Annotated in this window: 16 protein-coding genes; all 16 read right to left on the minus strand. The window is 57.6% G+C overall.

The window, feature by feature from the left end; all coding sequences use genetic code 11:
• Positions 1-144: 144 nt before the first annotated feature.
• The 16 genes from spoIVA to EXY20_RS12895 all read right to left on the minus strand — a co-directional run bounded on the left by spoIVA (position 145) and on the right by EXY20_RS12895 (position 13,127).
• Complete coding sequence (gene spoIVA, locus EXY20_RS12820) at positions 145-1,623, minus strand: stage IV sporulation protein A (RefSeq protein ID WP_135551552.1); 1,479 nt, start codon at positions 1,621-1,623, stop codon at positions 145-147.
• A gap of 350 nt (positions 1,624-1,973) precedes the next feature.
• Positions 1,974-2,738 (minus strand): hypothetical protein, encoded by a 765-nt coding sequence (locus tag EXY20_RS12825; protein WP_235885785.1) that lies wholly within the window; start codon positions 2,736-2,738, stop codon positions 1,974-1,976.
• Positions 2,735-3,073 (minus strand): 2Fe-2S iron-sulfur cluster-binding protein, encoded by a 339-nt coding sequence (locus tag EXY20_RS12830; protein ID WP_207671261.1) that lies wholly within the window; start codon positions 3,071-3,073, stop codon positions 2,735-2,737. Before EXY20_RS12830 ends, EXY20_RS12825 begins: the two co-directional genes overlap by 4 nt.
• Before the next feature lie 22 nt (positions 3,074-3,095).
• Positions 3,096-3,392, minus strand: coding sequence for a 2Fe-2S iron-sulfur cluster-binding protein (locus tag EXY20_RS12835; protein WP_135551556.1), 297 nt, complete (start codon positions 3,390-3,392; stop codon positions 3,096-3,098).
• Positions 3,393-3,408: 16 nt separating this feature from the next.
• Positions 3,409-3,600, minus strand: a complete 192-nt coding sequence (locus EXY20_RS12840) for a DUF2768 domain-containing protein (RefSeq protein WP_135551558.1) — start codon at positions 3,598-3,600, stop codon at positions 3,409-3,411.
• A gap of 231 nt (positions 3,601-3,831) precedes the next feature.
• Positions 3,832-4,107: a stage VI sporulation protein F gene (locus EXY20_RS12845; protein WP_135551560.1), complete on the minus strand. Its 276-nt coding sequence runs from the start codon at positions 4,105-4,107 to the stop codon at positions 3,832-3,834.
• 109 nt (positions 4,108-4,216) lie between these two features.
• Entirely contained in the window at positions 4,217-5,245 is a 1,029-nt protein-coding gene (locus tag EXY20_RS12850; protein WP_135551562.1) for an NAD(P)H-dependent glycerol-3-phosphate dehydrogenase, read from the minus strand.
• Positions 5,246-5,272: 27 nt separating this feature from the next.
• Positions 5,273-5,869, minus strand: a complete 597-nt coding sequence (plsY, locus tag EXY20_RS12855; RefSeq protein ID WP_135551564.1) for a glycerol-3-phosphate 1-O-acyltransferase PlsY — start codon at positions 5,867-5,869, stop codon at positions 5,273-5,275.
• A gap of 54 nt (positions 5,870-5,923) precedes the next feature.
• Positions 5,924-7,249: a ribosome biogenesis GTPase Der gene (gene der / locus EXY20_RS12860; RefSeq protein ID WP_135551966.1), complete on the minus strand. Its 1,326-nt coding sequence runs from the start codon at positions 7,247-7,249 to the stop codon at positions 5,924-5,926.
• 145 nt (positions 7,250-7,394) lie between these two features.
• Entirely contained in the window at positions 7,395-8,009 is a 615-nt protein-coding gene (locus EXY20_RS12865) for a hypothetical protein (RefSeq protein ID WP_135551566.1), read from the minus strand.
• 46 nt (positions 8,010-8,055) lie between these two features.
• Positions 8,056-9,132 carry a type 2 isopentenyl-diphosphate Delta-isomerase gene (gene fni / locus EXY20_RS12870; RefSeq protein ID WP_135551568.1) on the minus strand — a complete coding sequence of 359 codons (1,077 nt, stop codon included), beginning with the start codon at positions 9,130-9,132 and terminating at the stop codon, positions 8,056-8,058.
• A gap of 225 nt (positions 9,133-9,357) precedes the next feature.
• Entirely contained in the window at positions 9,358-10,659 is a 1,302-nt protein-coding gene (gene rpsA, locus EXY20_RS12875; protein WP_135551570.1) for a 30S ribosomal protein S1, read from the minus strand.
• A 114-nt stretch (positions 10,660-10,773) separates the two neighbouring features.
• A complete protein-coding gene (locus EXY20_RS12880; RefSeq protein WP_135551572.1) occupies positions 10,774-11,364 on the minus strand; it encodes a lysophospholipid acyltransferase family protein in 591 nt (196 codons plus the stop codon).
• Positions 11,365-11,367: 3 nt separating this feature from the next.
• Positions 11,368-12,066, minus strand: a complete 699-nt coding sequence (gene cmk / locus EXY20_RS12885; RefSeq protein WP_207671262.1) for a (d)CMP kinase — start codon at positions 12,064-12,066, stop codon at positions 11,368-11,370.
• 92 nt (positions 12,067-12,158) lie between these two features.
• Positions 12,159-12,398, minus strand: coding sequence for a hypothetical protein (locus tag EXY20_RS12890; RefSeq protein ID WP_135551576.1), 240 nt, complete (start codon positions 12,396-12,398; stop codon positions 12,159-12,161).
• A gap of 75 nt (positions 12,399-12,473) precedes the next feature.
• Positions 12,474-13,127 carry a flagellar brake protein gene (locus EXY20_RS12895; protein WP_207671263.1) on the minus strand — a complete coding sequence of 218 codons (654 nt, stop codon included), beginning with the start codon at positions 13,125-13,127 and terminating at the stop codon, positions 12,474-12,476.
• Between the last annotated feature and the right edge of the window lie 45 nt (positions 13,128-13,172).

A 13,172-nucleotide genomic window follows, 5' to 3' on the forward strand; every position in this document is an offset into this window, starting at 1 on the left:
TTTCACCGAAAATTATACCTGTTCCCGATTAAAACGAACAAATTCATATTAATATACCGAAGTCTGAAATTCAAGTGTCGCTGGTCACAAATTTGCGAAAAAAGAGCGCAAACCGCGAGGTTTGGCGCTCTTTGTCACTTGTTGTTACAAAATGATGGCAATCAATCCGCCCGAACCTTCGTTGATGATGCGCCCCAACGTCTCCTGCAGCTTGTAGCGGGCGTTGTCCGGCATCATCGCCAGCTTGCCCTGGATGCCCTCGCGCACAATCGAGTGGAGCGAGCGGCCGAAAATGTCCGAATCCCATATTTTCAGCGGGTTTTCCTCGAAGTCCTGCATGAGGTAACGGACCAGTTCCTCGCTTTGCTTTTCGGTGCCGATGATCGGAGAAAACTCCGATTCGACGTCGACCCGGATCATGTGAATCGACGGCGCCGTCGCCCGCAGCCGAACGCCGAAACGCGAGCCTTGCCGGATCAATTCCGGCTCGTCGAGAATCATCTCCGACAGCGTCGGCGGCGCAATGCCGTAGCCGGTCGCTTTGACCATTTCCAGCGCTTCGGCGAACTGATCGTGCTCCCGCTTCGCATGCGTGAATTCCTGCATCAGCTGAAGCAGATGGTCTTTGCCGCGAATTTCAACGCCAACGACTTCCATCAATATTTTGTCGTACAGTTCATCCGGCGCGTACAGGTCGATTTCCGCCACGCCCTGCCCCATGTTCATGCCGGCAAGCGCGGCGCGCTCAATAAACGGATACGAAGCGAATTGACCCACCACACGGTCGACGTCGCGCAGCCGGCGAATGTCCTGCACCGTTTCACGGACGGACGATTCGAACTGGCTGCGCAGCCAGTGATTTTCGCTCAGCACCATGACCCAGCTTGGCAGGTTTACGTTAACTTCGTGAACCGGGAATTCGTACAGCACCTCGCGCAGCGCGCCAAGCACTTCCTCTTCGCCCATCGAGGCGGCGCTGAGTGCAAGCACGGGGATGTCGTACTTGCTTTGCAGTTCGGTCCGCAGCTCCTGCGCCGGCTCGCTGTAAGGCTTCATCGAGTTGATGATGAGAATGAACGGCTTGCCGACTTCCTTCAGCTCGGCGATGACGCGTTCTTCCGCCTGTACGTAGGATGAGCGCGGAATTTCGGAAATGCTGCCGTCCGTCGTGATGACAACGCCAAGCGTCGAATGCTCCTGAATGACTTTGCGCGTGCCGATTTCCGCCGCTTCCTGAAACGGAATCGGTTCGTCGAACCACGGCGTCGTAATCATGCGCGGCCCGTTTTCGTCTTCGTAGCCCTTGGCGCCTTCGACAGCGTAACCGACGCAATCGACGAGCCGCACGTTTACGTTAAGGCCGTCGGTAACGGTAATTTGCACGGCGTTGTTCGGCACAAATTTCGGCTCTGTCGTCATAATCGTGCGGCCGGCGGCGCTTTGCGGCAGCTCGTCGATCGCGCGGATACGGTCCGATTCGCTGCGGATGTTCGGTAGAACGGCGGTTTCCATAAATCGTTTGATAAACGTCGATTTGCCCGTACGCACCGCCCCGACGACGCCGAGATAAATATCCCCCCCGGTTCGTTCGGCGATGTCTTTGAAGATGTCGATTTTTTCCATTTGTTCTCCTCCTAATAAACGTTACTTCCGCGACGGCTCCGGCAATCGACACTCCTTCGTCCGCCGGGTATGTACACGTATTTGGACTGGTATTATCTATATGCGAGATTAAAAGGATTATGACAGCTGCCCGCGACAATGTTTCGGCAGTGATTGAAGCCCGCGCATGCATCCGCCCGAATGATACATATGACGCGCCGCCCGGCGATATGCACAATCAGCCCCATAAATCGGGGGCCTCGACATGCAAAACTCCCCTCCGCCCAGAGAAGGGCGAACGGGAGTCCGTTATTTTCATTCGCTATGTTCGCAAAATGCGAGATTCGAGAGCCAGCGCAGCGGCAGACGCGTCAGGTCTGGCTCAGTACCGGCTGGCCATCCTTCAACCGATACGGAAACGACCAGGCCGGCACAAAGGCGGATTGCTCGACAAGCAGCGTGCGCAGATCGATCTGCAGATCGAGAGCGGCGCCTTTCTTCGCGATTGCATTTTTGATATCTTGCGTGTAGTCGATGCCGACATTGCCGCCGCGATCGATCACGACGCCGACGAACTGCCGCGAATACGGGCTGCGCAGCTCCAGCGGCTTCCGCTTCAGCTTGTCATAATCGATCGCATAAAAACCCGCCGCCACTTCGTCCGCTTGCGGAATCGTGCCCGCATGGCCGCGTATGTAATCGTTCACCGCATTTTGCAAGTCGCCAACGACCTGATAAGTCGGCAAGTCCAGCAGCTTGACCTCCGGCTTCGTTTCGGCATTGACCAGCACGTAACGAGCGGTGCCGCCGTTTTCGAACGCGTTCGTCGGAATGACGGACAACAAGTTGGCATCCTGCAGTTTTTTGAAATCGATCGGATATTTTTCGTAAATCGGCGTCGTTTCCGTACTGTTCTTGATCGGCAGGACGCCGGTCTTCTGCTTGAAGCCGTCGACCGCGCCCTGAACGAGCGTCACGTATTCGGAGGAGGCAGGCGCCCCCATGCGAGTTACTTCGCCGCGATATACGCCGCAGCCGGACAACGTCCACAAGGCAGCCGCAGCGGTCAAAATAGCCGCGGCGGATTTCAGGCGGCCCAGAGCCGTCTTCCTCCGCCGCGTGCCAATCGCCTTCATATGCCGTCCTCCTCCTGTTGTTTGGCCAGCAGCGCACGGACTGCCGCTTTGAGCGGATCCTCCGGCACTGTAACGGTCACGTTGCCGAATGCGCGCGTCTGGCAAGCCAGCCGGTAGCCCATCTCGCTCAAGCTGCCCAGCTTGAGCTGCTCGTTGCGATTCATCGGCGCGAGCCCGGTATCGTCCTCGACGATGACCTTGCACATCAAACAAGCCGCTTTGCCGTCGCAGCGCGTGCGGATGCCCGCGTTTGCGCGGCGGCCCGCATCGAGCAGCGTTGTGCCGGGACGCACGCGAACCGTCTGGCGATCCGGCATAAACGTGATGTCCGGCATCGTGCACCCCAACCTTCCTTATCTAAAAGTACGGCTTCCACACTGCTATAATCGTCCCTTCCGCCTTCACTGCCGCCTGGCAGGCGAGCCGGAACCCGTTCTCCAGTTCCTCCGGCTCCAGCCGGTCCAGCTCCGCTTCCGTCGGCGCGTTCAGCCGCTCCATGCCGCTGTCGATGCGGCATCTGCAGCGAGCGCACGTGCCGCGCGTGCAGTTGAAGCCCCAATCGACGTCATGCTTCAGCGCGAGCTGCAGGATCGTATCGTCGGCCGCCGCATCCACCGTCCGGCTGACGCGGCGGCCTTTTAGTTCCACTGCCATAATGTCCCCCTGAAGCTCACATGATGGTAATAATCATGCACAACAAACCGTACAACAAAATGATGAATGCCAGACCGGAAACAATCAGCCGAAAAACGCCCTTTTTCAGCTTGTACCGGGCAAATGTAATCAATAGCGAAGCAAGCAGCATAAATCCGATGCCGAAAAAAGACACCCACATCTTTTGCATACTGGTCAATCCGTTCATGGTTCCCCCACCGCAACGTCTGATTTGCTTCGATCAATAGAATCATTACCGCATTGGGCCGTTCCCCAGGTCCAATCGGCAATGATTTTTACCGCTTGCGCCGGGCCGACCCCGCCGATTTGCTTCGATCAATAAAATCATTATAGCATACCGGCCCGGTCCGGAAAAACCGGCGGCCATCCATCGCCCGAAAGCAATGAACAACCGCCGGCTGCTTAAACGAAACGCCCGTTACTTTTTCATCATTTTCAGCAAGCTTTCCATGCTGTTCGGATTGATTTTGCTACCTTTGACCGCCTGGATAATTTCCCGGGTCGTTTCTTCCGATACGTTCAAATTGACCAAACCGGCCACCTGCTTGATCAACTGGCGCAACTGCTCCTCGCTTTTCATCGTCGAAGGCTGCACCGTTTCTGCCAGCTTCTGGATCGATTTGGGCGATACGCTTTTGCCGGTTTTATTTTTCACCGCGCCAAGCACGTCTTTGGATAAGTCTTTCCCGCTCATGGTCTACCTCCTTCTGCGAAACGGGCCTTTTTCCCGCACAGAAGCAGTTTATGAGAGGAACGTCCCAATGGTGTTAGGCGGGTGCACAGCCGTTCCGCCAACGCCTGCCTTAATCCGCCGATTCGCCGATATCGTGTTCGTGGGCGCGGTCGCGGCCCATCAAATCCTTGACGGCATCGCCTGGCGTTTTCCCATCAAATAATACGGCATACAACGCTTCGGTAATCGGCATCGAAATGTGATAGCGTTCGGCAAGCGCGTAAGCCGACTTGGTCGTTTTGACGCCTTCCACCACCATGCCCATGGTCGCCAGCACTTCGTCCAGCGGCCGGCCCTGGCCGAGCATGTAACCCGCCCGCCAGTTGCGGCTGTGCTTGCTTGTGCACGTCACGACCAAATCGCCGATGCCCGCCAGTCCCGAAAACGTCGGCGGATTGGCGCCCATCGCCACGCCGAGGCGCGAAATTTCCGCAAGCCCGCGCGTGATGAGCGCCGCCTTGGCGTTGTCGCCAAAACCGCAGCCGTCGGACATGCCGGCGCCAAGGGCGATAATGTTTTTCAGCGCGCCGCTCACCTCGACTCCCATCACATCGTGATTCGTATAGACGCGAAAATACGTGCCCATCAACAAATCTTGCGCCTGCTCCGCCGCTTCCGGCGAAGCGGACGCCACAACGACCGTTGTTGGCGAACGCAGGATCACTTCTTCGGCATGGCTCGGACCCGACAAGACGACGAGACGGTCGGCGTCCAGTTGCGGCAGTTCCTCCGCGATCACTTCCGTCATCCGTTTCATCGTTTCCGCTTCGAACCCTTTGGTCGCATGAATGACGAGCGTATCTTGCTGCAGGTGCGGCCGCAATTGGGCAGCCACCTCGCGCATGACGGACGAAGGCGCCACAAGCAGCACCGCCTCCGCCCCCCGCGCGGCTTCCGCCATCGACGTTGTCGCCCGAATCGCGGGTTGCAGCGCCGCTTCTTTCACATAACGCACGTTCGTATGATGACGGTTGATTTCGTCCGCTTGGTCCGCGTTCCGCGTCCAAAGCGCAACTTCCGCACCGTTATCGGCCAGCACCGAGGCAAGCGCGGTGCCCCAGCTGCCGGCGACAAGCACGGCCGTTTTTTTCGCTGGCATGGCTCTATCTCCTTCCGGCACTAACGGTTACAGCCGTTTGGCGCCGAGCTTGTTTTCTTTGCCCTGCACCAGTTTCACGATGTTCGTGCGGTGACGGACGAAGGCAAACAACGCAATCGGCAGCGTCGCCCAAAAAATTTCGATCGGATGATGCATAACGAGGACAAGAATCGGAATGAGGACGGCAAACAGCAGCGATCCTACGGAAACGTAACGGGTAATCGCGATGACGGCAATCGTGACAAGCCCGGCGATCAACGCCGGTAGGAAAGCGAGCGCCACCATGACGCCGATCGTCGTGGCCACGCCTTTGCCGCCGCGGAAGCCAAAATAGACCGGCCAATTGTGCCCGGCGATGGCAGCCCAGCCGCAAAACACCGGCAGCCAGGCGGAGTCTTCCTTGGCCACCCAGGCCAAACTTACGGCAGCGACGCCTTTCAGCAAATCCAGCACCAGCACCGCGATGCCGGGCCCTTTGCCAAGCACGCGCAGCGTGTTGGTCGCTCCGGCATTGCCGCTCCCGTGCTGGCGAATGTCAATGCCGCGAAGCAGCTTCCCGGCGAGGAAGCTGAAGCTGATGGAGCCGAGCAAATAACTGACGATAATCGGCCAAACGTAGGCCATGGCACGTTTCCCCCTACTACCAATTAGCCAAAAATGGTTGAAATCTTGCTTGTCTCAGCTTTCGCCCGACGATTTGCGCCGGGCAAAAATGCGGATCGGCGTGCCGGTGAAATCGAACGCGGCGCGAATCTTGTTCTCCAGATACCGTTCATACGAAAAATGCATCAGCTCGGTGTCGTTGACGAACACGACGATGGTCGGCGGTTTGACGGCCACTTGCGTCACATAGTTGATCCGCAGCCGCCTGCCTTTGTCCGTCGGCGGCGGGGTCACCGCGATGGCGTCCGACACCACCTCGTTCAGCAGATGCGTCTGGATGCGCATCGCATGCCTTTCCGCCGCTTCGATGACGGCCGGAAGCACTTTTTGCAGCCGCTGGCGCGTTTTGGCCGAGACGAACAACACCGGCGCGTAGGACATGAACAGAAAATGATCGCGGATAGTCTGGGTGAACCGCTGCATTGTTTTGTCGTCCTTCTCGACGGCATCCCACTTGTTGACGACGAACAGCGCCGCTTTGCCCGCTTCGTGCGCGTAACCGGCGATATGTTTGTCCTGCTCGATGATGCCTTCTTCACCGTTGATGACGACGAGCGCAACATCGGCCCGTTCAATCGCTTTCAGCGCGCGCATAACGCTGTACTTCTCCGTGTTTTCGTACACTTTGCCGCGTTTGCGCATTCCAGCCGTATCGATCAGCACGAACTTCTGTCCGTCCTGTTCGAACGGCGTATCGATCGCGTCCCGCGTCGTACCGGCAATTTCGCTGACGATGACGCGCTCTTCGCCGAGCAACGCATTGACGAGCGACGACTTGCCGACGTTCGGACGGCCTATCAGGGCGACGCGAATAACATCTTCGCCGTAATCATCTTCGGTGTCTTCGGGAAAATGTTTGGAAGCTTCGTCGAGCAAATCGCCGAACCCGATGGCATGCGCGCCGGAAATAGCGATCGGTTCGCCGAGTCCAAGGCTGTAAAACTCGTAAATGTTTTCTTGCTCTTTCACATTGTCTACCTTGTTGACGGCCAGTACAATCGGCTTGCGGGCGCGGAACAGCAGCTGCGCAATATCTTGATCCGCCGGCGTAATGCCGGCTTTGCCGTCCACCATAAACACGATGACGTCCGCCTCTTCGATCGCAAGCTCCGCTTGCGCTCTAACCGAACGAAGCAGTTTGTCTTCGTCGTCGATTTCGATCCCGCCGGTATCGATGACATGGAAAGTACGGCCCAGCCACTCTCCCGTGCCATAGAGCCGGTCCCTCGTAACCCCCGGTCTGTCTTCTACAATCGCCAGCCGATCGCCGATCAGCCGGTTGAAAATGGTCGATTTGCCGACGTTCGGTCGTCCGACAATCGCCACTATCGGTTTGCCCATATTGTCGTTCACTCTCGCTTCCTGATTCCGGTTCTGCGCGTACCGTACCTGCGCAGAACAAAACCGCCGCACGACGCCATGCGTCCATGCCGGTATAGTATCGTGCTTATCATTGTAACAAAAAAGCGCCTGCTTGGGAAACGCCCTATTTGCGCCTTGTTGCCCAGCCGGCGATCGTTCGTTTCATCGTTTTATACGTCTGTTCGACCGTTACCGCCATCAGCCGGGACATCCACGCCATCAGCCACCACTCGTCTTGCGCATGCAAATCTCCGAGCGAAACGGAAGGCTGCTGCCGATGCAACATCAAGGTAAACAAACCGGCAACGAGCCAACCGATCGACAAAGCGGTCAACTGCTGTTTCGGCTGGCGGTAGAAGATCACCAGCAGCAGCGACACCAGCAGCGCCGGATCGAGATCCTGATGCACGATCGCAAATGCCGGCGCCAGCCGCGTCGATTCGTGCAGCATAAACAGCAGCGCTCCCAGCATGCCGCCGACACCGCAATATCGCGCCAATGCCGCCGGCGAACCGGCTTGCATTACCGCCACAGCGGCAAATGCGGCGACCGGGAGCACGGCAAGATGGATCGTATAGCCGGCGAAATCCAGTTCAAAAAACGCCAGCACGCTCCATGCCGCAAGAAACAGCAAAATAAAACGAAGCGACAGCCCTTTCAGCCACACGTCTTTCCAGCCGCTAAGCACAAAAATCAGCGCCGCGCTGATCAATACGAACGAAATCGTCCCCGGATTCATCGCCCTCACCTGACATTACGAATCAATGTCCCTATTATGAGGCAAATCACGGCATCTCATGCAGCCGGCTGCCGCGCCGCGCATATGCCGCAAGATCGATGCCGCGCTGCGTGCACCAATGGGCGGTTTCGCCGGTGACGACAAGCGGGACGCGCCATATCGATTCGATATCCGCGGCGCCGAGCGCGGTCATCACGAGGCGCAGGTCGTCGTGCAGCGCCCCGATCGCCGCAATTAACGCGGCGGTGCCTTGCTCGCGCTGAATGCGCAGAAAGGCACCGGCGATGCCGACGGCCGAGGCGCCAAGCGCAAGCGCCTTGGCGATCTGCAGCGCGTTCGAGATGCCGCCGCTGGCGATGACGAAGCCGGCGCCGCCGGACGGATAAACCGCCGCCGTCTCCAGCAGTGCGATGCTCGTCTTGTGGCCCCAGTCGTTCAGCCACGGCATCGGCGCGCGGCGCCGCGCATTTTCGATGGCGGCAAAATTCGTGCCGCCACCGCCGCCGACATCCACAATCCGGATGCCGATCCCACGCAGCTTGACCGCCGCCTCCATGGACAAACCGAAGCCAACTTCCTTGACAATGACCGGCACGTCCAGAGCGGCGGCGATGGCGCCAATCCGCTCCGTCATGCCGCGAAAGTCGCGATCGCCTTCCGGCATAATGAGCTCCTGCATCACATTGAGGTGAATTTGCAGCCCATTGGCGCCGATCATATCGACGGCATCGCGCGCTTGCTGCACCGTCGCTTCGCTGCCGATGTTGGCGAACAGCACGCCTTGCGGATTCATCCGGCGGACGATTTCGTAGCTCGCGGCAACCGTTCGGTCGCGCAGCGCCGCCATCTGCGAGCCTACCGCCATCGCCAGACCGCGCTCCCGCGCCGCTATCGCCAGCTCGCGATTGATCGGCTCCGTTTCGGGAGAGCCGCCCGTCATCGCATTAATGACAATCGGCGAGCTCAAGTGGAGTTCGCCGATTCGGGTGTGCAAGGAAACCTCATCCATTGCCGTCTCGGGCAGGCTGTTCGGAACGAAACGAATGTCCGACAGCCCCTGATCACCAGTCTGGCCAATCGCAAGCGCATGGCGCACATGATCCATCTTCCGCGATATACGCATCCGTTTCGCTCCCGATAAACAACACATGCGCGTTCCTCAAAGGGCGTGTTTGAACACCCGCTCAGGTGCATCTTGCACCGCCTTTTCGCCCCCTGCTGCGTCAGTTTTGCTTGACTTACCCCGGTAAGCCTGCACAAAACTTCCTTGCATGGAACGAAAATTCGGCACAATCTGCTGTCATCGGAGTATTCAAACACGCCCTGGGAGCCGCGCATGCGAAGCAACTTATTTGAACTTGCTCAATTTGTCGCCGAAGCGTTCGCCGAGCGTCAGGTTCAAGCTTTGGTTCGGCTGCGGCACATAATCGCCGTACGAGTTGTCTTTCTTCGGTCCGCGCGGACGATCTTGTTTTTCGGCTTGCGGCGGCGCATCCTGCGTATCCTTGATGCTCAGGCTGACGCGCTTCTCTGCCGGGTTGAAGTCCAGCACCTTCACTTGCACTTCCTGGCCTTCCTTCAACACTTCATGCGGCGTGCCGATATGGCTGTGCGAAATTTGCGAAATGTGCACGAGCCCTTCCACGCCGGGCGCTACTTCGACGAAAGCGCCGAACGTAACGAGGCGTTTGACGACGCCGGTCACGATTTGGCCGGTTGCCAGTTCGCCGCCCACACGCTGCCAAGGTCCCGGTTGGGTTGCTTTGATGCTCAGGCTGATGCGTTCGTTCGCCGGATCGACCTTCAGCACGTGAACGTTTACTTTATCGCCTTCCTTGACCACTTCGGACGGATGCTCGACATGATGCCAAGCCATTTCGGAAATGTGCACCAAACCGTCGATGCCGCCCAAATCGATGAATGCGCCGAACGGCGTCAGACGTTGCACGGTGCCTTCCAGCTCCTGGCCCGCCTGAATGCCGGAAATAATCGTTTTTTTGTTCGCTTCGAATTCTTCGTCAAGCACGTCTTTCTGCGACAGGATGACTTTATTCTTCTCCTTGTCAAGCTCCTTCACCCGCAGGCGCAGCGTGCGTCCCTTATAGTCGCTGAAGTCTTCGACAAAGTGGCGCTCCACCATCGACGCCGGCACGAAACCGCGCAAGCCGATATCGACGACAAGTCCGCCTTTGACGACGTCGGCTACCTTGGCTTCGATCACTTCTTTGTTGTCCATCTTCTCTTGCAGCTGATCCCAGCCCTTCTCGTTGTCGATCGCACGCTTGGACAGGACAAGTCTTTCTTTCGCGTCGTCGAGCGTAACGACTTTCAGTTCCACTTCCTGGCCGATCTGGACCGCATCCGCCGCGTTCTCGAGCTGAACGGAGGAAAGCTCACGAATCGGAATGATGCCGTCGTATTTGTAGCCGACATTGACGATCGCCTGATCGGCATCTACCTTGATGATGGTGCCTTTAACGATGGCCCCTTTCTTCAAGGCAACGATGTCGGCAAAATCGGGACTCGTCTCCGGCACGCTGGAATCTTCCTGGGCCGCGCTTTCCGCTGCGGCTTCTGCTGCCGCTTCTGTTGCTTCTGCGGCAGTTTCGTTCACTTCTGTCAATTCTTGCGCTTTTGTCTCTTCTGTCATTTGAATTAACCTCCTCGATTGAACCGGCCAACCCTGCTTGCAAATGGTGAAATAGCCGAAATCGTGTCATTATGCGATAGTATAATTCCAAGATACCATTTCCATGCGCGGCAATCAATTGTTGCGGCGCACCCCATAGTGGCGAATCTGTTCGCGAATGGCGCTCATGATCGCTTCCGTCGCTTCGTCCAACTGATCGGAAGTGGCTTCGGCATAAGGCGACAGGTCGACCGGCTTGCCGTAAACGATCGTCATCGGCCGGAACCACTTGTAATTCCCTATAATCGCTACCGGTACAACGGCTGCACCCGATTTGATCGCCAGGCTTGCGGCGCCCTTCTTGCCCATGCCTCCGGCGTTCTTGCGGCTGCCTTCGGGGAAGATGCCCATGGCATTGCCGCTGCGCAAGTGCTGCTGCGCAAGCCGGATCGACTCCTTGCTGATCCCGCCGCGCTTGACCGGGAAGGCGCCGAGCGTCCGGAACAACGTGCCGATCACCGGAATGTCGAACAGCTCGGCCTTGGCCATAAAGTGCACTTTGCGGTCGAGCGGCGTTCCGACTGTCGGAGGATCCCACAAGCTTATATGATTGGACGCCAGGACCAGCGGCCCGTCCAGCGGCACGTTCTCTTTGCCGATGACGGTATATCGAAACACGATGCGATACCAGATGCGAAAGAAGATTCGTCCGATACGGTACAGCATGGCTTACTCTTCCCCGCCTCTCTTCGCTTTGCAAAGATCGAGCACCGCGTCAACCACTTCCTGCAAACTCATGCCCGTGCTGTCAATCAGCACGGCGTCGTCCGCACGGGCCAGCGGCGATGCCTCGCGTTCGCTGTCCATGCGATCCCGCACGGCAATTTCCTCTGCCAATTGCGCCAGCGTGATGTCCGGATTGCTCAGCTCGCCGAATCTGCGGCGGGCCCGCTCTTCCACGCTTGCGGTCAAAAACACTTTGACCTCGGCGTTCGGCAACACGCGCGTGCCAATATCGCGGCCGTCCATGACGACTCCCTTGCCCGCAGCCAGTTCCTTCTGGAGGCCGACAAGAATTTCCCTTACGGCGGCAATGCTCGAGACGGCCGATACGTTGCGGTTGATTTCCGGCATCCGGATCGCTTCCGTCACGTCTTCGCCGTCCACGCGGACCCGCTGGCCTTGAGCGCCAGGCAGCAGTTCGATGTCCATGGCCCCCGCAATCGCCGTCACTTCATCCGCCTGCTCCGGCGAAACGCCTCTGCGAAGCGTCTTCCATGTAACGGCTCTGTACATCGCCCCGGTATCGATATAAATAAACCCGAGCGCGCCGGCCACCATGCGTGCTACCGTACTTTTGCCCGCACCGGCCGGACCGTCCAGCGCGATGTTGAAAGGTTTCAAACTTCCGGTCACTCCCCCGTCCATGTGAACAAAAAAGCAGGCACGCGCCTGCGAACGATGAAAATTATATCATATTTGCCCGCCGCTTGCAAAAAGCAATCGAAACAAAATCGACTTTATTCGCCGGCTGTCCCGGAAGTACGGGCGTCGCTCCAAGCCGTTTGTCGAAACGGTTCGCCTTCCAGCGGATCAATCCGAGTCACCACGTGACGGACGGACGGAATCGTCAGGAGCGCCTGCGCGATCAGCAGCGCCAGAAGCAGCGCAACAAGCGCCACACGGAGATAACGTTCGATTCTGGCGGAAAAGAGCGAGAACTGTTTGTCGTATGTAGGGGAATAACGTTTGCCGTTCATCCTTCGATCACCCGGTCCCTCAAATGGCATTAATCTCAGGATGCCCATAAAGGAGGCCGTTCAAAAGGATGACGATTATTTCTTGCGGAAATCGAGCTGGCGTTCGAAGCAGTAGCGAATGATCTTCTGCCGGTCGCGGTCGTTGATGTCGACGAACCGCATCATCACGAGCTGCTTGCCGTTCTCCAAATGCTTGACGCGCACCATTTCGCCTTTGAACGGCACGTGGTCGACGCGGCCGTTCTTGTAATGAACGAGCAGCCAGCATCCGGCCTGGTTGCCCATTTGCAGCGGAATGAACTTGTCGCAAAGAAAGGAAATGCCGCCGCCGCCGACATCGTCGGTCACGCCGATGAATTGAATCTGCTCGGTCAGCCGGACGGCGATTTCGAGCTCGGCTGGAACGCGCAGGAAGCTGCGCCGCTGCACCTTTGTAATCGATTCCAATTCCGGCATCTTGATGACGATGAGCCGGATGACATCTTCCTTGAACCCGAGCACGGAAGTTTGAAAATAATTCTTTACGCCGCCTTCCGTGATGAAATAGGCGGAAATTTCGTCACCGACATATAAACGCTTCAGCCGTCCCGTCTTCTGGCTGATCGGAACTTCCATCGTCAAATATTGCTCGTGAACGTCGGCGATTCGCGATTTCAGCTCCTCTTTGGCTTCTTCCTCGTCGATGGAATTGACTTGCAGGTACAGGATCTGATTGACCTTAGGAAGCAATCGCGTCACCTCTCGCGTTTTGGACATAAATCGATTATAACACGC

The sequence above is a fragment of the Paenibacillus cymbidii genome, assembly GCF_004764705.1.
Classification (GTDB): domain Bacteria; phylum Bacillota; class Bacilli; order Paenibacillales; family NBRC-103111; genus Paenibacillus_AN; species Paenibacillus_AN cymbidii.